Origin of the sequence: Pseudomonas laurylsulfatiphila, from assembly GCF_002934665.1 — a bacterium.
Taxonomy (GTDB): Bacteria; Pseudomonadota; Gammaproteobacteria; order Pseudomonadales; family Pseudomonadaceae; genus Aquipseudomonas; species Aquipseudomonas laurylsulfatiphila.
In genome coordinates, this window is the sequence record NZ_NIRS01000002.1 from 1 (window position 1) to 25,673 (window position 25,673).

Sequence of the window (25,673 nt, forward strand, 5' to 3'; positions counted from 1 at the left end):
GCCCGATGCGTCTTCAACCAGGACACTGCTGCTAAGCTTATCCACAATTGCTGGGGCAAAAATCAGCAATCCGCCCTGGGTCAATTTTCAATCGGCAGGGTGGGTCAGTTTTCAATCAGCGCCAACATGCGCGGCAATGTAGGCCATCAAGATATTGGCCGCACAGAGGCACCGATCGCCTCAGATTTGCTGGCAACGAGAAGCCCAACGCTTCATGGACATTGCAGGCCACCACCTCAATGCTCTTTGACTTTCCTGATACGCAGCACGATCAACGCAAGAATACCGATCGCGAGCGGCGCCATGACCAGCATGGCCTCTCGCGGGGCCACCTCAACGCCAAGCAGGTGCACCCCTGAGTAACCCAGCTTGAGCAAACTGAGCAGGTAGTAGGTAATGGCAATAATCGACAACCCCTCCACTGCGCGCTGGATCTTGATCTGGGCATCGGCGCGAGCATTCAGGCTTTTCAGGATTTCCGAGTTCTGTTCCTCCATCTCTACCTGAACCCGTGCTTGTAACAGATCGCCCAGGTTGGCCACGCTTTCGGCCAGGTGCTCCAGGCGCTGTTCGGTGGCGGTGCAGTATCTGACGGTAGGCTTGAAGCGGCGCTCGATAAATACGCCCAGGCGCTGGCAATCACCTACGTGACTTTCGCGCAGCTCACCCAAGCGTTCGAACACCAATTGCGCATAGGCTTGCGTGGCACTGAAGCGGTGCCGGGTTTTCGCAGCGCTGCTCACCACTTGCGCAGAGAGGTTGGAAATATCCGCAAGCAGCGCTTTCGCATTGCTGCCGTGCGGGTCGGCGTTGCGTTCGGACAGGGTGACCAGGGTCTTGTCGAAAACATCGAGCTGCGCGCTCAAGTCCTTGGCCATGGTCAAGGATAACGAGGCCATCATCCTGTAGGTCTCGATTTCCAGCAGGCGGCGTATCATCCGGCCCTGGCGGTAGGCATTCAGGCGCCGGTTGACGAACAACATGTGGTTGTTGCCCTCCTCGCTCAGGCGAAAATCGCTCCAGACCATGGCATCGCCACCGCCCACGCACGAACCGCTCGGATCCTTGAAGCCGTACCGGGACAGATCCAGGCCGGTTTCACCACGCACGACAATCTGCACCGAGTTGATCAGGGCCGGCAAATGCACTTCGACCTTTGACGCCAGCACCTCGGGCAGCGTTGTCCAGGACAAGTCGTCAGAGGATGAAGTGACCACCAGTGTCAGGGTGAAAAACTCGGCATGGCGCTCCCATTTCAGTGCATGGCCATCGAGTTGGGTAATGCCTTGGGCGGCATTCAGGTCGAGGGTGCCAAGGCAGCATTGTTCAAGGAATGCATTGCACGCCTGATCGCTGCCGAGGAAAGCCAGATGAAACACATGGGCCGGCTCATCGAAATACAGTGACGGGCGCGCGTGTAGTTCGTTGTGCAGGCTTTGTCGTAACGGGTGCATGTTGTATGGCCATGTTGGAGTTGTTTTTGCCGCTTGCGATGAATGCCCACCCGAGCCAGGTGCCGAATCTTTCCGGGCATTATCGACCGCTGTTGTTGGTGGGACAGTTTGGCGAACTCATGAGTCACGGCCAGGTGACAAACCAATACCCTTGAATCAGCCCTCGAATCCGCGATCAGCGCCCTGGCTGACTGGCGACAACGGCAATGACGCAATTATTTCAGCGTGGCAAACCTTCAGTATTTCATCAGCCAGAGAAGAATCATCCGGGCAGGCGCGCGACAACATAACCGCACCGATTGCATGCGCCAGCATGTCGATCATTTTTGCCCGCACCCCATCCTGCGGTGCGTCTTGCCTCGCTTTGTACTTTTCTTCGAGCGCTGCCAGCGTGCTTTCTACCCCGCTGGCAAAGGTGGCTTTCAACTCATCTGATTGACGCGCAGCGTCTCCACAAAGGGCCGCCATGGTGCAACCGCTGCCCCTGCCGTCTCGGTGATCCCTCGACACATACAAATCGATGAACTCAGCAACTTCGAGACCTTCGGAACTGGTCAGCGAATGCGAAAGACTGTTCGCTGCCGCTTCAGCCATCAAATCAGCCTTGGAGCCGAAGTGCTTGTAGAAACCGCCTTGCGTAAACCCGGCTGCGGCCATGAGTTCAGCCACCCCCACGCCATCGTAGCCACGCTCGCGAAACAGCTCTGAAGCCGTCTCAACGATGTGAGCTCTATTGGCGAGTGATTGTGCCTTGGTGATCTTCATTTCCTGCGCCTCTGCATCTCAAAGCAATGCCCCATCATACTCTGATGTCGATCATAATCAAAAGCGTTGACAGTATTGAGTACGATCGACATCATAAAAGCGCCAACGCGAATATTCCCTGGCACGGCGCATGTCGCCTCCACTAATCAACGAGTATGGAAACGAAATGAACGATAAGACGTTGTTTGAGCCGTACACGCTCGGTTCGCTGACACTTTCCAACAGAATCGTGATGGCTCCGCTGACGCGTAACCGTGCCGGAGAAGGCCTCGTCCCGAGCGAATTCGCTGCAACCTATTACAGCCAGAGAGCCTCTACAGGCCTGTTGATCTCCGAAGCCTCGCAGATCTCGCAGCAGGGACAGGGCTATCAGGATACGCCCGGTATTTACACGCAGGCGCAGATCGATGGCTGGCGCAAGGTCACCGATGCAGTCCACGCAAAAGGCGGACGAATTTTCCTGCAGTTGTGGCATGTCGGACGCGTATCGCACGTTGACCTTCAGGAGAACGGTGCCGCTCCGGTAGCACCTTCCGCCCTCCGTCCCGCGACCAAGGTGTTCGTCAATAATAGCTTCGTGGACGTTTCAGAGCCGCGAGCGCTTGATCTCAGCGAGATTCCCGGGATCGTCAATGATTTTCGCCAAGCGGCGAAAAACGCCATCGCTGCGGGGTTCGATGGCGTAGAGATCCACGGCGCAAACGGCTATTTGCTGGATCAGTTCCTCAAGGACGGCTCCAACATTCGCACTGATGCCTATGGTGGCTCGATTGAAAATCGTGCTCGCTTGCTGCTCGAAGTCAGTGCTGCAGTGGTGGACGAGATCGGTGCTGATCGAACGGGCGTTCGTATTTCCCCAGTGTCACCTGCCAACGGCGTTTCAAGCAGTGATCCGCAGCAGCAATTTGACTACGTGGTCGATCAGCTCGATGTCTTGGGCCTGGTTTACCTGCATGTGGTTGAAGGTGCCACGGGTGGGCCGCGCGACGTCGCCCCTTTCGATTTTGGCTCCCTGCGCCGACGCTTCAAAAACACCTACATCGCCAACAATGGCTACGACCTGAATCTGGCTACCTCGGCACTGAAAGAAGACAAAGCCGATCTCATTGCTTTCGGGCGTCCGTTTGTTGGCAACCCTGATTTGGCAGAGCGACTCATGGCTGATGCGCCTTTATCCGCATTTGATCCAACGACGCTGTATGGCGGCGGTGCAGCGGGCTACATCGACTATCCGACGCTTGCCGAGTCCAGCTCCGCGCAGGGCTGAACAGTCGTAAAAACTCAATCGCATATCGACAACCATTCAAGAGCATCCAATTATGAGCCTCCCTGAAACCGTACTCATCACCGGCGCCTCGACGGGCATTGGCGCCACTTACGCCGAGCGCTTCGCCCAACGCGGGCACAACCTGGTGTTGGTTGCCCGCGACAAAAGCCGGTTGGACGCACTTTCCTCCCGGCTGCGTGATAAATATGACGTCTCCATTGACGTCATCCAGGCTGACCTGACTCAAACCAGTGATTTGACGACTGTCGAAGCCCGCCTGCGTGATGACGCCAATATCGGCATCCTTGTGAATAATGCCGGAGCCGCCCAATCCGGCAACTTCGTAGAGCAATCCACAGACAGCGTTGCCAACCTGGTCGCGCTCAACACCACCGCACTGGTGCGACTCGCCAGCGCAATCGCTCCACGCCTGGCACAAGCCGGTAATGGCGCGATTATCAACATTGGCTCGGTCGTGGGACTGGCACCGGAGTTCGGGATGAGCGTATACGGCGCGACCAAGGCGTTTGTCCTGTTTCTATCGCAGGGTCTGAGCCTTGAGCTCTCGCCAAAAGGCGTCTACGTGCAAGCTGTTCTCCCAGCGGCCACCCGCACGGAAATCTGGGAACGTGCGGGCATCGATATCAATACCCTGAGCGAAGTGATGGGCGTGGACGAGCTGGTCGATGCTGCACTGGTCGGTTTTGATCGTCGCGAGCCGGTGACCATTCCGCCGTTACAAGACGCTGCCCGTTGGGATGCTCTGCAGGCTGCCCGCCAAGGTTTGCTTTCAGAGATTCGCCAGTCTGTAGTAGCCGAGCGTTATCAAGCGCAGGCGTGATTGTCACGCTGCAAGCGCTGATACGCATTCCTGGATGTAAAGGCGCTTGCTGCAGATTTTCTTGCACTCACTCATCCACCCCTCATCAGGGCACGGTGTGCACATGATCGTTGAAGCCATAAATCGTGACCTTGGATTGCCAGCGCAGTTCGTCTGCGCCGCGAACCAGCGCGTAACTGTCGAAGGAACAGTATTTGCCTACCGGGACTTGGGGCCGAGAGACGGGTTGCCGCTCGTTCTGTTGAATCATTGGGGCGCAGTCCTGGATAACTTCGACCCACGCATCGTCGATGGACTTGCCCGCACCCGGCGAATCATTGCCACTGACTATCGGGGAATCGGCGCCTCTGGTGGAAACGCCCCTTTGACCGTCAGCGAGATGGCGAACGATACCATCGCCATGATCCGCGCCCTGGGATTCGAAAAAGTCGACCTGCTGGGTTTTTCATTGGGTGGGTTCGTCGCACAGGACATTGCGTTGCGAGCCCCAGAGCTGGTGCGCAAACTCATTCTGACCGGCACCGGGCCGGCGGGCGGCCAAGGTATCGACAAGGTGTGGTCAGTATCGTGGCCGTTGATGCTCAAGGGGCTCCTGACATTGCGCGACCCAAAGTTTTACCTGTTCTTCACCGCTACGGCCAATGGGCGAAAAGCTGCCAGGGATTTTTTAGTTCGCCTGAAGGAGCGTGATAAAGACCGAGACAAAAAACCAGCGCCTGGCGCCTTCATGCGGCAACTGAAGGCGATTCACGCCTGGGGCCGGCAACCGCCACAGGATCTCGGCCGTATCCAGATACCCACGCTGGTCGTAAACGGTGATAACGACATCATGGTTCCCACTGTGAACTCTGCGGCGTTGGCAAACCGTATTCCAAATTCACAACTGATCATTTACCAGGATGCGGGTCATGGCGGGATCTTCCAATATCACGCTGATTTCGTGACGAGAGCGACGGCATTCTTGAATGGCTGAGCACCTTCGACTCACCTTAAAGCAGCACGCTGGGTTGCGCATGCTGCCATCCCATTGAAACCATGAGAACTGAATCATGAAAGCTTTCTTGATCGACCGTTACGGCAAGCGTCATGGACGTATTGGCGAGGTAGCGGAACCTGAACCTGGAATCAACGACGTCCTGGTTAAAGTGCATGCCAGTAGCGTCAATGTCCTGGATTCGAAGATTGCCAAAGGTGAATTCAAGCTGATCCTGCCGTACTCATTCCCGTTGATTATGGGTAATGACCTGGCTGGCGTTGTGGTTCGCGTGGGGTCGGGCGTACACCACTTCAAGCCGGGTGACGAAGTCTATGCACGCCCACCTGAATCGCGCATTGGCACCTTCGCCGAGCTGATTGCGGTGGAGCAAAGTGCCCTCGCGCTCAAACCCAAAAATCTCACTATGGAGCAAGCTGCTTCTCTTCCCTTGGTTGCGTTGACCGCCTGGCAGGTGCTGGTTGAAACAGCCCGGTTGAAACAGGGGCAAAAAGTCTTTATTCACGCGGGTTCAGGTGGTGTCGGCACAATTGCCATCCAGCTTGCAAAGCATCTGGGGGCGTTCGTTGCCACGACGACCAGCACAAGTAACGTGGATTGGGTCAAGGCGTTAGGAGCCGACGTCGTCATCGACTACAAACAGCAAAATTTCGAAAACGTCTTGCGCGACTACGATGCCGTGTTGAACAGCCTCGGCCCTGTAGAGCTGGAAAAATCACTCAGCATTCTCAAGCCTGGTGGCCAGCTTATCTCCATCTCTGGGCCACCAACGGCAGAGTTCGCAAAAGAACAAAAGCTGTTCTGGGGACTGGGTTGGGTAATGCGTCTGTTAAGCAGCGGCATACGCAGAAAAGCCCGCAAAAAGGACGTCAGATATGCGTTCGTGTTCATGCGTGCGAGCGGTGCTCAATTGGAGAAAATCGCTGCGCTTGTCGAGTCCGGAGTTATCACGCCTGTGATCGACCGAGCTTTCCCTTTCGAGTCAACGGCTGAGGCATTGAGCCATGTCGAACGGGGCAGAGCCAAAGGCAAGGTGGTCATCAAGCTCATATGACTACAACTGACACTCGATAACTGGAACTCGGGACGTGAATCGCCCCTGATTTCGTAGACACGTGATCGGCTATATTGGGTCGATTGCTGTCTATCCGCAAAGAGACGAAGCACCGGCAGCCCTTCCGCGATAAGCTCCTCGACCAGTTTTTGGTGGAAGCCAGTGACGCTCGAATAGTGATTGATGACAATCCCTTCGTCGACTAGCGACTTGTTCTGGTAGGTCTTGAGATCTGCCACTTGTGTCCGCACCTGGTTAAGAGCATGGCGAGCCAAGATATCGCAATCGAATAGAATCAAAACCGCATCCGCCGCGATCATTGCACTGAACGCATAGAAATTCATTGCCGCAGGCGTATCGATGCACCACCGGTCGGAGTCTGGTGCCACTTCGTCGAGCAGCCGGCGCAGTTTATTTATCTTGAATTTGGCTCCCGGCTTGCAGCGCCGGCAACCACGGTCAGGTATGTATTAGCTGCTTCAGTAAACCTTCTACATCAGCTAGCGCAGGAGCATGGGCTCCGGCATGGCGGCACGATATGGATGCGCAAGCTGCTGAAAATCGCAGGCGTTCTCTCAAGTCTGCGATCCCCAGCAAATCCGCAGCCAGCCAACCAGCCATACAAGCGTCTCCTGCTCCAACCGTGTCTTCCACCTTCACGGCAATAGCCGGCTGATCGAGTTGGCTATTCGGGGTGTGTAGGATCATCCCGTGTTCCCCTCGGGTAAAAAGGATCTGCGCCTGAGGATTAAGAGCGCGAAGCTCATCCATTGCCTGGCGCTCTGTCAGCCCTGGATAAATTTGCCGAAGGTCTTCGTCGGAAAGCTTGATCATGTCAGCAAGGGTGGTCATCGTAGGGAAGGTCTGCTCCCGATAATGGCTATCCATTAAATTGCGCCAGTTCGGATCATAGCTAATCCGTTTACCGGCTTCTTTGGCCTGCTGAGCAATTTTAACCAGCCTGTCTGCGAGTGGCTGTCGAGCCAAACTGATGCAGCTGAAATGACACAGCTCTGCTTGATTGATCCATCCTTCGGGCATCAGATCCGGATCAAAAAACAGATCGGCATCTCCAGCAAAAAAGTATCTTGGAGGACGGCTCGATGGAACGATGGCGACCAAAGGATCTCGGTCTACCCGTTGGATAAACCTCATATCCAATGCTGCCGCTTGCGACTGCGAAACTATCTCGTCACCCAGTGAATCCATGCTCACCGACCCAGCAAAAGCGCTGCTGACACCCAAGCGACTTAGCGCTCGTGCAACGTTCCAGGGAGCACCACCCGGGTAGCCCTTCCACTGTCCAGGAGTCCCTTGGACAAGGTCGGTCAGGGCTTCGCCAAATACTACTGCGCGAGGCAATACCATCGTCATTTCCTCAATTTTTTGTCGTAGGGATAACTGCTGGTTGATCAGATTCGACCGGTAATCACTTACTCAATGCGCTTTGATGAAAGGCAGGGTCTGTTGAAGTTCTCATAGCCAACCTCAAAGCAGATGTTGGCCGCACGCGTTCAAACATTAAAACCAGGTTTCCATTTGTATACCGTATTGCCATACACCTCCGGCTTTGAAGTCCGTCATGCCAAAGGAGTCTGTGGTACTGAATCTGTCCAGATCCGAAGACCAGTTCATGAAGCTTGCGAACACTCGCAATTCGGGACGTGTAAGAAGATCTCCAACCTCAGGTTTGAATGTCGGGGCGACAGTGAATTTCCAGAAGTTACCGTCGACCGCATTACGTTGTAGATAGTCCTTCGGGTCGAGGTTCATGGTTTGCCAGCTTATTTCGTAGGCCATCTCGAAATTGCTGTTGATTTTATTGGCCAAGCGCACGTTCAGGGTCAGCCAGCGGTAGTCGTCACCCTTGACGTATCTATCCTTGCTCTGTTCGGCCAGCAAGCTGGGGCCGATACGCCAGTCAGACGCAAGGGGTGTCTCACCGTAAAGTGCCAGACGCAGAGCGCGGGCATCATCAATCAGTTCGCCATCTGAGCCGATGTTCTTGACCTCAGCGCCCAGACCTTGCCCATAGAGCAGCGCCGTTTTGAAGAAGCCTTCCCTGCCGAAAAAGTTTTTCTGGTGATTGGCCAGCATGCTGTGCAAGCCGGAATCCGCAGGCGTCAAACCCGCTGCATTGGTGCGGGTAGCGAAATCGTTTTTCTTTGCGCCGATGGCATTGAACATCCACTGCCACTGACCATCCTCGAAGAACTGGTTGGAGGTCAGGATGTAGCTTTCCACATCGGCACTAAGATCGCCTTGACTGAAATCCCCGTAGTTACGCCCGATCAAAGAGTAGTTCGAACGCCAATTCTTGTTCATCTGCATATCGTAGATTCCACCCCCGGTGCCGGCCAGATAGACAACGTCCGAGTCCAGCCAGTGGATATCGAAATTATCTCTATCGAATCGCTTGCCTGCCCACAGGGTGGCGTTCTCGAACACTGAATTGCCCTTGAACGCAGCGACATGGTCAAGCGCTGTGAATACCTGGCGCACGTTCAGTTTGCTTTCGTCAGCCGTCCAGTCATTGGAACTTTCCACACCATCGGCGATGGAGACCGTGAATTTGGAGCGGGTGCCGTTTTGCGCATAGATTTCTTTCGACAGGTCTATACGCATGTAGGTGTCGTCTTCGTTACCGAGTCGCCCGACTGCACCACCGACTGAACCGGCAGGAGTTTCATAAGGGCCGCCACGACCACCACCCAGCCGATCGTTGATCAGCAATCCGGAGCGGGCGTAGCCGTTGAAGCTGAACCCATCAGTGAGGTGTCCGGTACTGGCCTCTTTCTCCAGGCTTTGCTGACGGGCCTCGAGTTTTGCCAGTCGGGTATCCAAAGCGGGCGCTGAAATTACTGCCGCAGTAGACGCGGCGGGCTGCAAGGGAGCAGTGGCGAGTTTGATCTGCTGCAACTCCCTGGCAAGTGCTTGGGTTTGCTGTTCGGCTGCGGCCGCACGCCTTTCCGCTGCGCTGGTACGGGCTTCAAACGCGGCCATGCGTTCTTCCAGAGTAGCGGCCTGAGAGGTTGCCGCCGATGTGCCGAGCACGCCTGCGAGTAGCCAGCCTGGTGCTTTCTGCATGTGGATTTCCCTGTTTTGTTTTTATTGTTTGTTCCCGCGACCGGCCATTTTTCGTGAGTTGTGAATTGTCGCAATCGACGAAAAAAAGGATGCCTCATCGCAAATTCGCTGCTACATTTGGCGATGTTAACGTTAACTTTTCTAAAAACAAAAATAAAGAGGGCTTTATGAAACAGCTAAAATCTCTCCTTCCAGCCGCACTACTCACCCTCTGTGCCGGATTTCCATGCCTCTCGAGCGCAGCCGATTTAACGATCTCGTGTGGTGCGGTGGGTGCGGAGTTGCAGCTCTGCAAGGAGGCTGTCGAGGCGTGGTCGAAACAGACCGGCAACAACGTCGAGGTGGTTTCCACGCCTAACTCGGCGACCGAGCGTTTGTCGTTCTACCAACAAATCCTCAGTGCGCAGTCCGCCGACATCGACATTATTCAAATCGATATGGTGTGGCCAGGGATGCTGGCAAAACATCTGATGGATCTGCGCGAGGTGCTTCCCGCCAACGCGACCCAAGGCTACTTCCAGGCACAGGTGGATAACGCCACGGTGAACGGACGGCTGGTGACGATGCCGTGGTTCACCGACTCGGGCCTGCTGTATTACCGCAAGGACTTGCTCGAGAAGTACAACCAGCAGGTTCCCCAGACCTGGGAGGAGATGACTGCTACCGCCAGGAATATTCAACAGGCTGAGCGCAATGCCGGGAACCCCAATGCGTGGGGTTACATCTTTCAGGGGCGCGCCTACGAGGGTCTGACGTGTAATGCGCTGGAATGGATCAGCAGCCAACCGGAAGGCGCAATGATCAACCCACGAGGCGACATCGTGGTCAACAGTCAAGCCTCAAGAACGGCTTTGAGCCTGGCGAAAAGCTGGGTAGGTGACATCTCCCCGCGTGGCGTACTCAACTACACCGAGGAAGAAGGTCGTGGCGTATTCCAGTCGGGAAATGCGCTGTTCATGCGTAACTGGCCTTATGTCTGGGCCTTGGTACAAAGCCAGGACAGTGCCGTAAAAGACAAGGTCGGGGTCGCTCCCCTGCCCCGTGGCGGCAAGACCGGTACCCATGCCTCCACCCTCGGTGGGTGGGGCCTGGCGGTGTCGCGATACAGCGCCCATCCAAAACTTGCCGCAGAACTGGTGAGCTACCTGACCAGTGCCCAACAGCAAAAACATCGTGCTCTGGCTGCCGCCTATAACCCGGTGATCGAGTCGCTGTATCAGGATCCCGAACTGCTCGCGGCAATGCCTTATTACGCTCAGTTGCACAGCATTCTCAACGATGGGGTGATGCGCCCCGCCTCAATAACCGCCGATCGCTATCCACGCGTCTCCAATGCGTTCTTCGATCGAGTGCATGGCGTGCTGGCGGGCGAGTTGCCTGTCGATCAGGCGCTGGCCGAACTGGAAAGCGAACTCACGCGCATCAAACGCCGGAACTGGTAAGCCACAAGGAAGGAAATCACCATGTCTGTCTCTACTACCCATGATCCCTGTGACGAGTTCCTGCTCACCAGGGAAACGCCCGTACAACGTCGCCGGGTACGCGCCGCCTGGCTGTTTCTGACGCCGATGTTGCTGTGTCTGGCCCTGGTGGCGGCCTGGCCGCTGCTGCGCACATTCTGGTTCAGCCTGACCGACGCCAGCCTGTCGGATACCAGTGGCGGATCCTTCGTCGGCTTGAGCAATTATCTGTTCCACAACGGCTCCAGCTGGTCGGGCATCCTGGTCGATCCGCAATGGTGGAACGCGGTGCGCAACACCTTGCATTTCACCGTGGTGTCAGTGGGCCTGGAAGTCGTATTGGGGCTGCTGGTGGCGTTGCTGCTGAACATCAAGTTCACCGGCCGTTCTCTGGTGCGCGCGTTGATTCTGATTCCCTGGGCGATTCCCACCATTGTCTCGGCGAAGATCTGGTCATGGATGCTCAACGACCAGTTCGGCATCATCAATCACATGATGCTGAGTCTCGGCCTGATTGACGCGCCCCTGGCCTGGACGGCAGATGCGGATCTGTCGATGTGGGCGGTGATCATCGTCGACGTCTGGAAGACCGTCCCTTTTGTCACGCTGCTGATGCTGGCGGCTTTGCAGATGTTGCCGAGCGATTGCTACGAAGCCGCCAGGGTCGATGGCATTCATCCGCTGAAGGTGTTCTGGCGTGTCACGCTTCCCCTGCTGATGCCCGCACTACTGGTAGCGGCGATCTTCCGCATCCTCGACTCCCTGCGGGTTTTCGACGTCATCTATGTGCTGACCTCGAACTCTTCGAGCACCATGAGCATGTCGGTCTATGCCCGTCAGCACCTGGTGGAGTTCCAGGACGTTGGCTATGGCAGCGCGGCCTCGACGCTGCTGTTTCTGGTGGTTGCGGTCATCGCCATGCTTTATCTCTACCTCGGACGCCGTCAACTGGAGGTTCGGTCATGAACCAGCGCCTACTGAAAAAAGCGCTGTGGCGCCTCGGATTCTGGTGTCTGATCGGGGTGTTGCTGCTGTATGCGGTCTTCCCTTTCTACTACGCCATCGTGACTTCGCTAAAGCCGTCCAGTGCCTTGTTCGAGGTGAGCTACTGGATCGAAAACCCCGACTTCTCCAATTACGCGGCGGTACTCCACCAAGCCTCATTCCTGCGGGCTATCGGTAACTCGCTGGTGGTTGCGCTTTGCGTGGTGACGCTGGCGCTATTCCTCAGCCTGACCGCCGCCTATGCCTTGGGCAGGGTGAAATTCCGTGGACGTGGCACGGTATTGATGATGGTTCTCGGCGTGTCGATGTTTCCCCAAGTCGCTGTACTGTCGGGGCTGTTCGAAGTGATCCGCGCCCTGGGTCTGTACAACACGTCCTTGGCGTTGATCTTGAGCTACACGATTTTCACCCTGCCCTTCACCGTCTGGGTGCTGACCACGTTTATGGGCCAATTGCCCCATGAACTGGAAGAAGCGGCAATCATGGATGGCGCGTCCCCATGGGTCACGCTGACCCGCGTGTTGTTGCCGCTGCTCTGGCCCGCACTGGTCACCACTGGCTTATTGGCTTTCATCGCCGCCTGGAACGAATTCCTGTTTGCCCTGACCTTCACCCTCACCGACACACAACGCACGGTGCCGGTCGCCATCGCCTTGATTTCCGGCGGCAGCCCACATGAGTTGCCTTGGGGGTTGTTGATGGCCGCATCAGTGCTGGTCACCGTCCCACTGGTGATTCTGGTGCTGATCTTCCAGCGCCGAATCGTTTCCGGTCTCACCGCCGGCGCGTTAAAGGGTTGATGCCCAACAAAGACAAGGAACAGCATCGTGATCAAATTGAAACTGGACAACGTGAACAAACAATTGGGCGGCGCGCGGATTCTTCGCGACGTCAGCCTGGAAATCGCAGCGGGTGAATTCGTGGTGTTCGTCGGCCCTTCGGGCTGCGGAAAGTCGACCCTGCTACGACTGATCGCCGGACTGGATTCGATCTGCGGCGGCGACCTGCTGATCGACGGGCGTCGGGTCAACGACGTGGAGCCGCGCGAGCGTGGCGTCGGCATGGTGTTTCAGTCTTATGCGCTGTACCCGCACATGAGCGTCTACGACAACATCAGTTTTGGCCTCAAACTGGCCAAGACGGAAAAGACCAGCCTGCGTGAGCGCGTGCTGAAAACAGCGCAAATCCTTCAGTTGGACAAACTGCTGCAACGCAAGCCAAAAGAACTGTCTGGAGGGCAGCGCCAGCGTGTGGCAATGGGCAGAGCCATGGCGCGTGAGCCGGACATTTTGTTGTTCGATGAGCCACTCTCCAATCTGGATGCATCCTTGCGGGTGCAGATGCGCAACGAAATCGCCCGGCTGCATGATCGACTAGGCTCGACCATGATCTACGTCACTCACGATCAAGTGGAAGCGATGACCCTGGCCGACAAAATTGTTGTGCTCAATGGCGGTCGCGTAGAGCAGGTCGGCTCACCGCGCGAACTCTATGAGCGCCCAACGAGCCGCTTTGTCGCCGGTTTTCTCGGTTCGCCCAGAATGAACTTTCTGACGGCGCGCCTGCACGCCCCAGCCGAAACCAGCCTGGTCGATACTCCCGTTTTGGGTATGACCTCCCTGCCCTTCGACAGCTCGCACCTGGCGGCGGAGGCCCCGCTGAGCCTGGGGATTCGCCCGGAACACGTGTCTCTCAAAGCGGCGCAGGGAACTGCCGGCGTCGTCGTGACCGGGGTCGAATACCTGGGGAGCGAAACGTATGTGCACCTCGAGACAGGTCAGGACGACCCACTGATCTGTCGCTGTGAGGTCAACGCCGGATGGCGGGTGGGCGATCGGGTCGAACTACAGCTGGACATTGACAACCTGCACCTGTTCGACGCCGAGGGCACGGCCTTGAGGCGCCACCCAAAAGCCATTGAAACCCTTCCGGATGGCGTCTCTCTGCGTTCGGCACGAGCAAGCGCCCTATGACTGTGTATTTGAATCCTATGAACGACCCAATGTCTTCCGCCCTTGACCTTGCGCAGCATGCGCTGAGTGATGGTCTGACTCGCGTCATCCACGACTATCGACCCGGTTATCATATTGCCCCCCCGGCAGGCTGGATGAACGATCCTAACGGGGTAGTGTACTTTCGTGGCGAATATCACGTGTTCTATCAGCATTACCCCTTCGACGCGAAATGGGGCCCGATGTATTGGGGCCACGCCAAGAGTGCCGATCTGGTTCATTGGCAGCACCTGCCCATTGCGCTGGCACCCGGCGATGACTTCGACCGTGACGGATGTTTTTCCGGTAGCGCAGTGGTGTGTGGAGATACCTTGGCACTGATCTACACCGGCCACACCTGGCTGGGGGACGTGGGAGACGAACGCTCGATCCGTCAAGTCCAGTGCCTGGCCACCAGCATCGATGGCATCCGATTCGTCAAGCACGGCGCCGTCATCGAGACCGCGCCGCAAGACGCGATCATGCACTTTCGTGACCCCAAGGTATGGCAGGAGGATGACTATTGGTACCTCATTGCCGGCGCACGTCTGGGCGATCTGCCGCTGCTCCCGCTGTACCGTTCCACGGATCTGCGCGTCTGGGAGTTCCTTAACTATGTATCCGGTGGCAGGGAGGGTGATGGCTATATGTGGGAGTGCCCGGATCTGTTTCGACTGAACGGATGCGATGTGCTGTTGTACTCCCCCCAAGGTATGTCATCCCAAGGTTACGAACGGCTCAACAAGTACCAGACTGGTTACCGAGTGGGCCGACTCGACAACGAGTGGAACTTCACCGGCGGGCCTTTTATCGAGTTGGACAATGGCCACGACTTCTATGCAGCGCAGACGCTATTGGCTGCCGATGGTCGGCGCCTTGTGTGGGCGTGGCTCGACATGTGGGAAAGCCCGATGCCGAGCCAGGCCCATCACTGGTGCGGCATGCTCGGATTGCCACGCGAACTTGAACTGTGCGCAGATCGCCTCCGAGTGTATCCGGCACGAGAGCTCACCGCTCTGCGCATGACTCTATTGCCGAGTACGCCGTGGTGGGAGGAGTCGGGAACCCGGTGGGTGCCGGAAGTGTATGGCGACATGCTCGAAATCCATGTGCATCTGGATGTGCTCGGCTGTACCGACGGCCACTTGGGAATCGCCTTGCGCTGCAGCGTCGATGGCCAGGAAGAAACGCTGCTCTACTACGATGCGTCACTGCAGCGGCTTGTGCTTGACCGCAGCCGCTCGGGTGCGCAAGTCACAGGTCAACGCAGCGTGGCGATAGACCCGACACAAGAGCGACTGAACCTGCGTGTTTTTCTCGATCGCTCGTCCATCGAGGTGTTCGACGAGAACGGGCGCTTCAGCCTCAGCAGTCGCCTCTACCCACAGCCCGGCAGTCTGGGTGTGAAGCTCCTTGCAAGTGGGAGTGGCGGGCGAGTCTCGATTCCCAAGGCATGGCCTCTCGGCTCTGGATGGCTGTGAGGGCGGATGGCTATGAGCAACGTCATTGGAGTCGCGAGAAGCGCAGGCCATGTGTCATGATTCTGCGTCAACCTGACCGGCCTCGCCTCGCATGACTTCAGTGAAAGATGTTGCACAGCTGGCCGGCGTGTCCCTGATGACGGTTTCTCGAGCGCTCAATAATCCGGAAAAACTGAGTCCCGAAACCCTTCTGCGGGTGCGTCGCGCCATTGATGAACTGCAATTCGTACCGAGCCTGTCGGCGCGCAAGATGCGCGGCGACAACCTCCAGAGCCGAACCATCGGTGTGTTCGCGCTGGACACCGCGACCACACCGTTCGCGGTCGAGTTGCTGCTGTCCATCGAACAGACCGCGCAGCAAGCAGGCTGGAATGTATTTATCCTCAACCTGCTAAGCAACCCGCCCACCGACCAGAATATCGACCTGATGCTATCGCACCGTCCCGACGGGTTGATCTTCAGCGCCATGGGGTTTCGCCACGTGAACATTCCCGAGCGCTTGAAGAGCAAACCCCTGGTACTCGCTAATTGCCTGGCAGATGACAGTCGCTTGGTGAGTTATGTGCCAGACGACGAAACGGGGCAGTATCGAGCGGTACATCATGCGTTGAGCCAGGGCTATCGGCGCCCTCTGTGCATCAATCTGCCAAAACAGAGTCTGGCCTGGGGCCTGCGGCAAAAAGGCCTGCAGCGTGCCTGTCAGGCATTCGGACTGGCGCCTGACGCGCTCCTGCAATACAACCTTTCCGATCATGATGCCTATGGTGAAACCGCAGGCATCCTCGACCGGCATATCATTGATGGTCGTCCCCAGTTCGACATTCTGATCTGTGGCAACGACCGCATTGCGTTTTGTGCCTATCAGCTGTTGTTGGGCCGAGGTCTGAAAATCCCCGACGATGTCGCCGTGCTCGGCTACGACAATATGATCGGTATCGCTGAGCTGTTCATCCCGCCGTTGACGACGGTGCAACTGCCGTACTACGAGATCGGTCGTAAGGCTGCCCAGCACCTGATCGAGACCATTGAGGTATCGGGAACCCAGCCAGTTGATTGTCCATTGGTGGTCAGGGCATCACTATAAGGATTGGTTAATTTGGTGATAGCTCACCCACTGGCTTTCGTTTGCCACTCGCCTGTCACCGACCACTTATGGCCCAAAGCGTGCTGCATTCCCGCACTCCAAGCCTACCCTTGCGCTTTTACTCTGACTTTCGACGCACTACGTACAGTTCTATGTGCACTCGCGGAATCGAACTAATCAAGGCGCAGCTAAGAGCCAGTCTTGATATCTGTGATATGGGGTCGACGGTTTCCTCATATGCTAACTCGGTTAAGCGAGCGATGAGCGTGCTCGGAGCCGTGTTCTGCTTTCCATTCCTTCAGCGCTTTGTGATTGCCGCCTTTGGTTTCGACGACTTCGCCGGAGTAAGGACTTTGGCAGCCCTTTACCGACCAAGCCCTGGGTGAGCGCTTTCGGGTTCCCGATCACGTATTTCGGTGTGAGTAATAAATCTTGCTCACAATCGTCCACTCCCCTTCGACCTTGAGCAGGTGGAAAAAATCAGTGAAGCGGAAACCCGAGAGATTGTCGGTGTCAACTCTGGCGCTGGCTGTCGTGCCGACAATGTCGATGCTGACGACAGCCGATCGGGCGTCGGGAGATGGCTTAAATTGGGTATCGATCGCTTCAAAAAGCCCCTCAATGCCTCCGCCTACCAGTTTTCCACTATCTACAGCGAACATCGTCGCTTTATCACTGAAGGCTGGCTTCATGATTTCGCTTTTCGCCTTCACTCCTCCTTCAGAGTATTTGTTCAGCACCTCAACAACAGCGTTGTACTCTTGGACGTATGTGATACCACTCATGCTTAAACTCCGTGATTGATTCATTAGGTCAAACGCATCTGATTCACTGGCAAAGGAGAGGAGCCATTGCCTTTTGAGGGCTGATGGCTCCTGTTGGTTTCTATGCTTTCTGCGAAACTCGCTCGACTTTTGAAGGCTCAAGGGCAGCCTTTTCCCACTTGGCGATAACCAACGGTGCGATGGCATTGCCCAGTACGTTAAGCGTGGTTGTGCCGCTATCGATAATCCTGAAAATCCCCGCGATCAGTGCCACCCCTTCCAACGGTAGGCCTGCGGATGCCAATGTCGCGGAGAGAATGATGATGGCAAACCCAGGCACACCAGCAGCGCCTTTAGAGGTCAGTACCATGGTGACGACGAGGAGAATCTGTTGGGACAGTGACAGTTCGATCCCATAGAGTTGAGCGACAAAAATAGTCGCAACGCCCAGGAAAATCGACGCACCATCCAGATTGAATGCGTAACCCACCGGCACCACAAAACTGACGATTCGGCGCGGAACGCCATAGCTTTCCAGCTTGCTCATCAACTGCGGCATAACCGCAGCCGATGCGGCACTCGAGAACGCAAGGATCAGCTCATTTCGGAAATACTTGATCAGCTTGAAAATGTTCTCGCCGATCAGATAGCAAATACCGCCGAGTACCACCAACGCAAAGATAATCAGTGCCAGGTAGACCACACCAATCAGTTTGAGCAAGGGCAATAGCGAGGCAAAGCCAAAGGTGGCTACGGTAGCGCCGATCATCCCAAATACGCCTATTGGCGCGTAAGCCATGACGATTGAGACGACTTTGAACATTGCATCAGAAATACCCTGAACCACCGCAACTACGGGCGCGCTTTTTTCTCTGGGGAGCGAGTTCAATGCCATGCCAAACAACACGGCGAAGAACAACACCGAAAGCAGCTTCGCTTCCGACATTGCCACGAATACGTTATCTGGGACGATGTTCTGCACAATCACCAGGGCGCCCTTCGAGGGCTCCATTGTGATGGACGCAGAACTATGTGTAATGCCTGAAATATCGGTGCCAGTGCCAGGCTCGAGGATGTTTGCGAAACATAGTCCCATCACAATCGCCAAGCCCGTGATCGCAAAGAAATAGCCCAGCGACTTTACACCCATACGACCAAATGACTTGTTATCTCCGCCTCCTGCGATGCCCAGGATCATGCAACAAAACACGATCGGCACAACCACCATCTTCATCATCTTGATGAAAATATCGCCAAGCGGTTTCAGAATCTCTGCGCTAACCCACGATTGATACTGCGGATGGGTATTGAAATACCAACCGACGAGCACGCCAAGCAACAGCCCGGCAACGATTTGCCACACCAAGGGAATACGTTTCATGTCTAGCCTTCTTGTTGGAATGAAAGGTCTGCGTTTATTGGCAGTTGCTAGAGTCACGAGCTTCCAGCTCACTTGAGATCAAATGGCACAACGCTGTTGTGCCATTACTTTCGTTACTTGGCGAAGAGCTGGCCCATATCCTTGAAGGCTTTGAATTCGAGGGCGTTCCCGCATGGATCAAACAGGAACATGGTCGCTTGCTCGCCGACTTGCCCTTTGAAACGAATGTAGGGTTCTATTACAAACTCAGTGCCAAACGACTTCAGGCGCTCAGCCAACGCCTCCCATTCTTCCCAGCCCAAAATGATGCCGAAGTGCGGAACGGGAACGTCGTGCCCGTCGACCGGGTTGCTGTGAACACTCTCTTGGGAATCGGTTTTTGGATGCTCGTGAATCACCAGTTGGTGGCCATAAAAGTTGAAGTCGACCCACTGGGTGCTGGAACGCCCCTCTTCCAGGCCAAAGACCTCACCGTAAAAGGTGCGTGCCGAAGCCAGGTTGTAAACGGGGATTGCGAGGTGGAAAGGCGAAAGGCTCATCAGAACTCCAAAAATAATTTTTGTTGGTGAACAACTGAGCAGCGCATGAGTACTGATGCTGGCAGTGCACGATGCTTCAAGCTCAGACGTCCCACCGACATCGACCTGCCGGGTTCAGCCGTTGCCGGGGGATGGAAACATCGTAGGGCGGAAAACAAACCAGAAAAATCAATATATATTTCTTAGAAACACAATTAATATTTGTTAATGATCAAAGAACTCAAGACTCTCATTGCCGTAGCACGGGAAGGCACCTTTGCCGCTGCCGGGAACAAAATCGGTCTCACCCAGGCAGCGGTCAGTGCTCAGATTCAGCGTCTGGAGGCCGAGCTCGGCTTCGAGATTTTCGACAGAAAAGGCCGCTCCGCCCATCTCAATAGAATGGGCCACCAGATACTCCTGCAAGCGCAAGAGCTGCTTAGGCTCTACGACAGTCTGGGCTCCACCACAGTCGGACTTCCTGCCAGCATCCTGGTGAATATCGGCGCTATCGCTTCCGTACAGCGCTCTTATTTGCCAGACGCGTTAGCCAAGTTTCACCAACAATGCCCGCAATGCCGGACACGAGTAATCCCAGGTCTGTCCATGGAACTGGTCAACCTCGTGGATGCCGGCGAGATCGACATGGCAGCAATAATTCGCCCGCCCTTCTCCCTTCAGAGTGATCTGCGTTGGACGACATTGGCGCTTGAGCCCTATCGCCTGATCGTTCCTCGCGACGTACCTGGAGAAGACTGGTCGAAACTACTTTCCAGCCATCCTTTCATTCGGTACGACAGATCATCCTTCGGGGGCAGGCAGGTAGATCGTTTCCTGCGGCAGATGCATTTCACTTTGCGTGAGGTGTGCGAGCTGGATGAACTGGAGGCCATCATCAAGCTGGTCGGAAATGGTGTAGGTGTTGCGTTGGTGCCGCAGACAGCACCACGCGAGGAATGGCCAGCGGGGGTGCGAGCGCTCGACCTCGGACAGCACACCTTCCACCGTGATATCGGACTCGTACATAGATCTGCGCAGACATTTACCGAACCCGTGCGGATACTTGCCCAGCTTATAAGCGAACAAGTCAAGATCGGCTCCGAATGAAATCCGGGCAACAAAAAGGGCCCTCTCAGGCCCTTATCAGTCGATGACAATGTACTTCGCAGGTCTAATCCAATTCGCTGATGCACACCACTTTAGGCTGCGTCATGTCTTCATACGCAAATCGAACACCTTCGCGACCCAGACTTCCGTACTTGAAACCACCGAAAGGCATGGCATCGAAACGATAATCGGAAGAGTCGTTGATCATCACGCCACCCGCTTCAATCTGACGCGCCAGTTTCAAAGCCTTGGAAAGGTCACGTGTGAAAAGACCTGCGTGCAAGCTGTACTCTGTTGCGTTGGCCAGAGCAATGGCGTCTTCCAAATGGTCAAAAGGCTCCAGGATAACCACCGGCGCGAAGACTTCCTGCTGCCAAATCGTACTGCCATGGCTCACGTGCTCAAGTACGGTCGGCGCATAGCTTCCCACCTGGCGATGGTGCCCACACAGCAGAACCGCCCCCTCGGCCAGCGCTTCATTTACCAATTGCTCGGTACGACGCGCCGCTTGCTCGGTAATCATCGGGCCTACATCCGTTGCTCGCTGGTGAGGATCACCCACGACCAAGGCGCGCGTTTGGCTGACAAAACGCTCACGGAAGTCCGCATAAATAGAGCTATGAATAAGGATGCGTTGAGTGCCGATGCAATTCTGCCCTGCTGCCCAAAAGGCACCAGACACACAGGACTCCACGGTCGGTTCGATATCACAATCTTCAAGCACGAGAACCGGCGCATTTCCTCCGAGATCCATTGCCAGCTTCTTCAACCCGGCACTACGAGCGATGGCCTCTCCTGTTGCAAAACCACCCGTGAAGGAAATCATCCGAACTTCGCGAATCTCCACCAATGCTTTACCCAAGTCGACGCCACCCGTAGCCGGGGTAATCACAGAGGGTGGAAGACCCGCTTTCACCAAACACTCGACGAGCTTGAGAGCAGACAGCGGCGCGAGCTCCGAGGGTTTCAAAATCACGGCATTGCCACCGGCGATTGCCGGGCCGAGTTTATGGGCGACCAGATTCAGCGGATCGTTATAGGGCGTGATTGCGACGATAAGTCCCAAGGGTTCCCGCGTGAACCAACCTTGACGCGATTCCGATCCTTCATAAGCCCCGAATGGAATCACTTCCCCGGCGTTACGACGCGCCTCCTCCGCCGATAACTTCAACGTGTTCACGCAACGCTTCACTTCCTTCTCTGCCTGTCGCAGCGTTTTTCCCGCCTCTGCAACGATCAACCTGGCGAATGCATCAGACTCAAGCTCCACACACCGGGCGGCATCCTCAAGAATGCGTGCACGCAGGTGACGAGGCATTGCCGCACTTTCGCGAACGCCGATTCGCGCGCGTTCCAGCAAGCCAGGAACGGCGGCTGCATCAAGGCAAGGGACACTCCCTACCAAGCGACCATCGAATGGACTGAACACATCAATCTGTTTGGCTTCAACAAGCTGGATACTGGCCATGCTGGATACGCTCATGACTATCTCCTGTTATTTGCCGTGGGCGGTGTGGATGGCGACGATGTCCGACAGCAATGCGAAGGCCGTCTCGATACGCCCTGCTCCAGGCCCGGACACCGTGACAGCTCCCAGCAACTCGGTATTGAACGACACTGCATTCGTGGCGCCGGCAATACCCGCCAGGGGATGCGAATTCGGCAGCAGCCGGGCCTCAACACTCGCTCGAACCGAACCATCGGCTTCACGATCGGCTGAGCCAATCAGTTTCCAGCTCTCCCCATTGGCACTTGCCTGAGCGATATCTTGCGCGCTGATATTGCTGATGCCTGAACAGGCTACATCACTGACATTCAGTCGTGCATTGAGAAGTTCGTTGGCCAGGATGACCACCTTGAGGCGTACGTCAAACCCTTCCACATCGGCGGTTGGATCTGCCTCGGCGTAACCGAGTTGTTGCGCTTGTACGACGGCATCGTTGAACGCCAGGCCGTCTTTCATTTGGCTGAGCACATAGTTGGAAGTGCCGTTCAGGATGCCTTCGAAGCCTTGTACGTTGGCACCCGCCAAGGCCTGCTTGGCCAGACGAATCACGGGCGTGCCACTCATCACCGCCCCCTCATACTCGAAAGCGACCTGGTTGCGACGAGCCAACGCCTTGAGTTCGGCACCGTGCAGCGCAATTGGGCCCTTATTGGTGGTCACTACATGAATGCCACTTTCCAGGGCCCAGCGGCAAAAGGTCGTGGCGGGCTCGCCATCCACCGGATTGGTGAAGGTGGCCTCAGCGATGATGTCGGCACCGGAATGCTTGATCACGGCTTCGTTGAAGGCCTCGGCATTGCCGCCGGGCAGTTGAGCGAGAGCGCCTTTCTCGATCGGTAGCGCGACCAACTGCTTTGCATCCAGACCGTCTTTGGCAACGATGGAGCCGAGGAATAGATCGGTGACACCGACAATTTTAATAGTGAAGCCCAGGGACTCTTTCCACTGGGCATTACGATCGGCGACCAACTGGGCGAAGCCACGGTTCACGCCACCAAACCCTACCAAGGCAATTTTGTACTCAGTCATGAAAGCTGTTCCTTTATTGATGTTGTTCGACAGGAACATCCTAAGAGCCGGGCTTTGGCAGTTGAATATGGCAGTCTGCTCTATTAATTGGGCATTTTGCCCAAACTCATTTTCTTTAAAACACTGCAGAAAGGACGAACGAGGTCACGGTGTTTTCCACCCCTGGCATGGCCGCGATTTCTTTCCACACAAGATGGACACGTTCAGGTGTGGCGGCATTCACGCGCAGCATTAAATCGAACTCACCACTGAGTACTTCACATTGCACGACTTCGGGAATGGAGCGCAGCGCAGCCAATACGGCTTCGCCACGCATGCGGTCGTAGCGGTAGACGAAGATCACCGCACTGATAAGCGACGCAGGCCGCCGCGACTCACCGAGAAGTACCGTATAGCCCTGGATCGCACCGTCGCGTTCAAGACGCTCGATGCGCTGGCGCACCGCATTGCGCGACAAGTTGATCTTGGCACCCAGTTCGATATGGGCTATTCGCGCATTGGCGGTCAGTTCGGCCAGTATGCGTTCATCCAACGGATCCAGAATGCGCTTCATACAAGCCTCTGCTGCGCCAGACAAAGCGCCTGGCACAGCCCGTCCAGATCGCCCTTGGCCAGGTACGGTGGTTGCGCGAGCACCTCGACGGTAGTCGGAACGCTTGCTTGCCAGACGCCCAGCTCGGCCAACAGCGCCGCCGACTTGGCCGGCGCAATTTGCCCGAAGGTGACCATCGGCGCGCCCAGGCTGCGTCGATGAAGCCTGCCAGCCAGTACACCGACAGCGGTGTGAGGATCGATGGCAGAGCCCGTCTCGCGGAACAGTTCGACGACCTCATCACGCACCTGGGATTCGTCTACCGCATAGGAATCGAAGAGTACGCGAGCACGCAGCCATTGCTGGTTGCCGATGCTCATTTCTCCGCAACGTTCAAAATGCTCCATCAGCGCTTTTGTCGAGCCGCCATCGTGCTCGTAAATCTCCCAGATAAACCGCTCCAGGTTGGAAAACAACGAGAAGTCCATCGCCGGCGATACTGTTCGATCAGTCATCCGGGTGGAGTAGCGATTGCAATGAAAAAACTGGTGCAGGGCATCATTGCTGTTGGTCGAAATGATCACCTGATTGATGGGTAATCCCATTTTCTGCGCAATGTAGCCGGCGTAGATCTCGGCCGAGCTGGCCGCTGGAACGCTAAAGCCAACGGGACGCGAGCCACCGCCCAGTTGCAAGGCCGCGTGGAAGTAAAAAACGATCTGGGCCAGGACGCCGATCCAATTGGTCGAGTTGAAACAGATCGGCATCACGGCGTCCAACGGCCACTCACGCAAGAGTCGGGAGACCAGCAGCTGGCAATCATCGAAATTACCGTCAACCGCAAAGAGCTGGACTCGCTGCGGGTCGGCTGCTTGCAAGGCACTGAGTTGCTCAGGCGCAAGACCATCGCGCGGATACAGTATCGCCATGCGGGCGAACGGGCAGTCAGTAAAGGCTTCAAGCGCAGCAAGGCCCGTATCACCGTTAGTTGCCCCCACCACCAACGCTTCTTTACCGACCTCCTTAAGAAAATACTCGACCAGGCGCGACTGCAATTGCGCGGCGAAATCCTTGGAGGAACGGGTCGGGCCATGAAACAGCTGGAGTATCCACTCGTTATGCCCTATCTGCTCAAGCGGCGTAATGGCGCGGTGCTTGAATTGTCGATAGCTGTCACTGAGCAAGCCACGCAGGGTACTTTCGTCTATGGAAGAGCCAACAAAAGGCGAAATCACTCGCCAAACCAACTCATCGAACGGCAGCCACGACCAGCTGGCAATCTGTTTCTCAGTGAATACCGGCAAACTGGCTGGGACATAGAGACCACCGTTTTCGGCGAGCCCCGACAGAACCACACTGCGAAAATCCGCCCGCATGTCACCGCCGCGTGTGCTTACATAATCCATGACCACTCCCAATCGGTATTACAAAAGGCGATGGGCTTGAGCCACCAGCCAGGTAGAAAAATTTGCGGCATCAGGCGATAGCGCTTCGCTCTGCTCGTGCACCAGATAAAAAGATTCGCTGGCCTCGATTCGGTGGTTGAATGGCGCAACCAGTTGCCCATTCTTGAGCAAATCCTCAACCACCGAAGACCGTGCCAGCGCAACGCCCTGCCCCAGTTCGGCCATGCGGATCGTGGAAATCAGCGTGTCAAACTGAAGGCCACGGGAATAATCGACGTCGTCTGCTCCCACTCGCTTCAACCAGTAACCCCAACCTTCTTCGTAACCCAATACGTGAAGCAGGGAATGGTTCATCAAGTCGCGTGGCTCATGTATGGGTGAGCTGGCCATGAGCTGTGGGGAGCAAACAGGCTGGAGGATGTCCCAGGTCAATCGCTGAGCGTGCAAGCCCGACCACTCACCGCATCCCCAGCGAATCTCCAGGTCATCCTCGCCGTCCGGTTCTTTCACCCAGATATTGCTGATATATCGAATATCAATCTGGGGATACTCCCGACAAAAATCTGCGAGTCTTGGCGCCAACCAATAGTGAAGAAAGGAAAGGCTGCCACGCACCTTCAAATGTCTTCGATTGTGCTGGCCGAAAATCTCGTTGGTACCGACGGCAAGGCGACTGATCGCGTCCTGGACGACAGGCAGGTACGACTGCCCTTCCTCGGTCAAGCCAAGCCCTCGGGGCAAGCGCTTGAACAGCGCCACCCCGAGGTGACTTTCCAGCTGACGGATCTGCTGACTCACAGCCCCTTGCGTCAAATGGAGCTCTTGCGCGGCGTGGGTAAAGTTCAGATAACGCGCCGATACTTCGAACGCCCTCAACCAGTTCAAGGGTGGTAGTGACTTTTGACTCATCGGCGCAACCTCATCAGGGCTTTATCTATGCTCAATC

At 56.1% G+C, this 25,673-nt stretch carries 23 protein-coding genes and 2 pseudogenes; 11 read left to right on the forward strand and 14 right to left on the reverse strand.

Annotated features, from left to right (window positions below; translation table 11 throughout):
* Nucleotides 1-236 precede the first annotated feature (236 nt).
* Both CD175_RS05855 and CD175_RS05860 read right to left on the reverse strand, forming a co-directional pair.
* Nucleotides 237-1,454 carry a DUF3422 domain-containing protein gene (locus tag CD175_RS05855; RefSeq protein WP_104448084.1) on the reverse strand — a complete coding sequence of 406 codons (1,218 nt, stop codon included), beginning with the start codon at nt 1,452-1,454 and terminating at the stop codon, nt 237-239.
* Nucleotides 1,455-1,610: 156 nt separating this feature from the next.
* Nucleotides 1,611-2,219, reverse strand: coding sequence for a TetR/AcrR family transcriptional regulator (locus CD175_RS05860; RefSeq protein ID WP_104448085.1), 609 nt, complete (start codon nt 2,217-2,219; stop codon nt 1,611-1,613).
* Nucleotides 2,220-2,385: 166 nt separating this feature from the next.
* On the opposite strand from CD175_RS05860, the gene CD175_RS05865 reads away from it, so the two are divergent.
* The 4 genes from CD175_RS05865 to CD175_RS05880 all read left to right on the forward strand — a co-directional run bounded on the left by CD175_RS05865 (nt 2,386) and on the right by CD175_RS05880 (nt 6,375).
* Nucleotides 2,386-3,486, forward strand: a complete 1,101-nt coding sequence (locus CD175_RS05865) for an alkene reductase (protein WP_104448086.1) — start codon at nt 2,386-2,388, stop codon at nt 3,484-3,486.
* 52 nt (nt 3,487-3,538) lie between these two features.
* Nucleotides 3,539-4,327 carry an SDR family NAD(P)-dependent oxidoreductase gene (locus CD175_RS05870; RefSeq protein ID WP_104448087.1) on the forward strand — a complete coding sequence of 263 codons (789 nt, stop codon included), beginning with the start codon at nt 3,539-3,541 and terminating at the stop codon, nt 4,325-4,327.
* A 103-nt stretch (nt 4,328-4,430) separates the two neighbouring features.
* Nucleotides 4,431-5,300, forward strand: coding sequence for an alpha/beta fold hydrolase (locus tag CD175_RS05875; RefSeq protein ID WP_104448088.1), 870 nt, complete (start codon nt 4,431-4,433; stop codon nt 5,298-5,300).
* Nucleotides 5,301-5,376: 76 nt separating this feature from the next.
* Complete coding sequence (locus CD175_RS05880) at nt 5,377-6,375, forward strand: NADP-dependent oxidoreductase (protein ID WP_104448089.1); 999 nt, start codon at nt 5,377-5,379, stop codon at nt 6,373-6,375.
* Nucleotides 6,376-6,590: 215 nt separating this feature from the next.
* Here the strand turns inward: CD175_RS05880 and CD175_RS32045 are convergent.
* The 3 genes and pseudogenes from CD175_RS32045 to CD175_RS05895 all read right to left on the reverse strand — a co-directional run.
* Nucleotides 6,591-6,842, reverse strand: a pseudogene (locus CD175_RS32045) (ParA family protein); the annotation flags it as partial.
* Nucleotides 6,835-7,743 (reverse strand): carbohydrate kinase family protein, encoded by a 909-nt coding sequence (locus tag CD175_RS05890; protein WP_104448091.1) that lies wholly within the window; start codon nt 7,741-7,743, stop codon nt 6,835-6,837. The pseudogene CD175_RS32045 and the gene CD175_RS05890, both read right to left, overlap by 8 nt.
* 153 nt (nt 7,744-7,896) lie before the next feature.
* The gene (locus CD175_RS05895; protein ID WP_104448092.1) at nt 7,897-9,462 is read right to left on the reverse strand and encodes a carbohydrate porin; all 1,566 of its coding nucleotides are present in this window, start codon (nt 9,460-9,462) and stop codon (nt 7,897-7,899) included.
* A gap of 167 nt (nt 9,463-9,629) precedes the next feature.
* Between CD175_RS05895 and CD175_RS05900 the strand changes: the two genes are divergently transcribed.
* The 6 genes from CD175_RS05900 (at nt 9,630) to CD175_RS05925 (ending at nt 16,483) form a co-directional block, all read left to right on the forward strand.
* Nucleotides 9,630-10,904 (forward strand): ABC transporter substrate-binding protein, encoded by a 1,275-nt coding sequence (locus CD175_RS05900; RefSeq protein WP_104448093.1) that lies wholly within the window; start codon nt 9,630-9,632, stop codon nt 10,902-10,904.
* A gap of 21 nt (nt 10,905-10,925) precedes the next feature.
* Nucleotides 10,926-11,888, forward strand: coding sequence for a carbohydrate ABC transporter permease (locus CD175_RS05905; protein WP_104448094.1), 963 nt, complete (start codon nt 10,926-10,928; stop codon nt 11,886-11,888).
* A complete protein-coding gene (locus CD175_RS05910) occupies nt 11,885-12,727 on the forward strand; it encodes a carbohydrate ABC transporter permease (RefSeq protein ID WP_104448095.1) in 843 nt (280 codons plus the stop codon). The genes CD175_RS05905 and CD175_RS05910 overlap by 4 nt, the downstream gene beginning before the upstream one ends.
* 27 nt (nt 12,728-12,754) lie before the next feature.
* Nucleotides 12,755-13,900 carry an ABC transporter ATP-binding protein gene (locus CD175_RS05915; RefSeq protein WP_104448096.1) on the forward strand — a complete coding sequence of 382 codons (1,146 nt, stop codon included), beginning with the start codon at nt 12,755-12,757 and terminating at the stop codon, nt 13,898-13,900.
* Complete coding sequence (locus CD175_RS05920; protein ID WP_104448097.1) at nt 13,897-15,399, forward strand: glycoside hydrolase family 32 protein; 1,503 nt, start codon at nt 13,897-13,899, stop codon at nt 15,397-15,399. The genes CD175_RS05915 and CD175_RS05920 overlap by 4 nt, the downstream gene beginning before the upstream one ends.
* A gap of 91 nt (nt 15,400-15,490) precedes the next feature.
* On the forward strand, nt 15,491-16,483 hold the full coding sequence (locus tag CD175_RS05925; protein WP_104448098.1) for a LacI family DNA-binding transcriptional regulator: 993 nt from the start codon (nt 15,491-15,493) through the stop codon (nt 16,481-16,483).
* A 233-nt stretch (nt 16,484-16,716) separates the two neighbouring features.
* Here CD175_RS05925 and CD175_RS31590 read toward each other — a convergent pair.
* The 4 genes and pseudogenes from CD175_RS31590 to CD175_RS05945 all read right to left on the reverse strand — a co-directional run.
* Nucleotides 16,717-16,884, reverse strand: a pseudogene (locus tag CD175_RS31590) (hypothetical protein); the annotation flags it as partial.
* A gap of 3 nt (nt 16,885-16,887) precedes the next feature.
* Nucleotides 16,888-17,268, reverse strand: coding sequence for a nuclear transport factor 2 family protein (locus CD175_RS05935; protein ID WP_104448099.1), 381 nt, complete (start codon nt 17,266-17,268; stop codon nt 16,888-16,890).
* A gap of 100 nt (nt 17,269-17,368) precedes the next feature.
* Nucleotides 17,369-18,628: a cation:dicarboxylate symporter family transporter gene (locus CD175_RS05940; protein ID WP_104448100.1), complete on the reverse strand. Its 1,260-nt coding sequence runs from the start codon at nt 18,626-18,628 to the stop codon at nt 17,369-17,371.
* Nucleotides 18,629-18,741: 113 nt separating this feature from the next.
* The gene (locus CD175_RS05945) at nt 18,742-19,167 is read right to left on the reverse strand and encodes a VOC family protein (protein WP_104448101.1); all 426 of its coding nucleotides are present in this window, start codon (nt 19,165-19,167) and stop codon (nt 18,742-18,744) included.
* Between the two features lie 207 nt (nt 19,168-19,374).
* On the opposite strand from CD175_RS05945, the gene CD175_RS05950 reads away from it, so the two are divergent.
* Nucleotides 19,375-20,253 (forward strand): LysR family transcriptional regulator, encoded by an 879-nt coding sequence (locus tag CD175_RS05950; protein ID WP_104448102.1) that lies wholly within the window; start codon nt 19,375-19,377, stop codon nt 20,251-20,253.
* Nucleotides 20,254-20,317: 64 nt separating this feature from the next.
* On the opposite strand, the gene CD175_RS05955 is transcribed toward CD175_RS05950, so the two are convergent.
* The 5 genes from CD175_RS05955 to CD175_RS05975 form a co-directional block, all read right to left on the reverse strand.
* The gene (locus CD175_RS05955) at nt 20,318-21,736 is read right to left on the reverse strand and encodes an aldehyde dehydrogenase family protein (protein ID WP_104448103.1); all 1,419 of its coding nucleotides are present in this window, start codon (nt 21,734-21,736) and stop codon (nt 20,318-20,320) included.
* Nucleotides 21,737-21,748: 12 nt separating this feature from the next.
* Nucleotides 21,749-22,789 carry a homoserine dehydrogenase gene (locus CD175_RS05960; protein ID WP_104448104.1) on the reverse strand — a complete coding sequence of 347 codons (1,041 nt, stop codon included), beginning with the start codon at nt 22,787-22,789 and terminating at the stop codon, nt 21,749-21,751.
* Nucleotides 22,790-22,904: 115 nt separating this feature from the next.
* Entirely contained in the window at nt 22,905-23,342 is a 438-nt protein-coding gene (locus CD175_RS05965) for an Lrp/AsnC family transcriptional regulator (RefSeq protein WP_104448105.1), read from the reverse strand.
* Entirely contained in the window at nt 23,339-24,727 is a 1,389-nt protein-coding gene (thrC, locus tag CD175_RS05970; protein WP_104448106.1) for a threonine synthase, read from the reverse strand. Before thrC ends, CD175_RS05965 begins: the two co-directional genes overlap by 4 nt.
* Before the next feature lie 18 nt (nt 24,728-24,745).
* Entirely contained in the window at nt 24,746-25,636 is an 891-nt protein-coding gene (locus CD175_RS05975) for a LysR substrate-binding domain-containing protein (RefSeq protein WP_104448107.1), read from the reverse strand.
* Nucleotides 25,637-25,673: the final 37 nt, after the last annotated feature.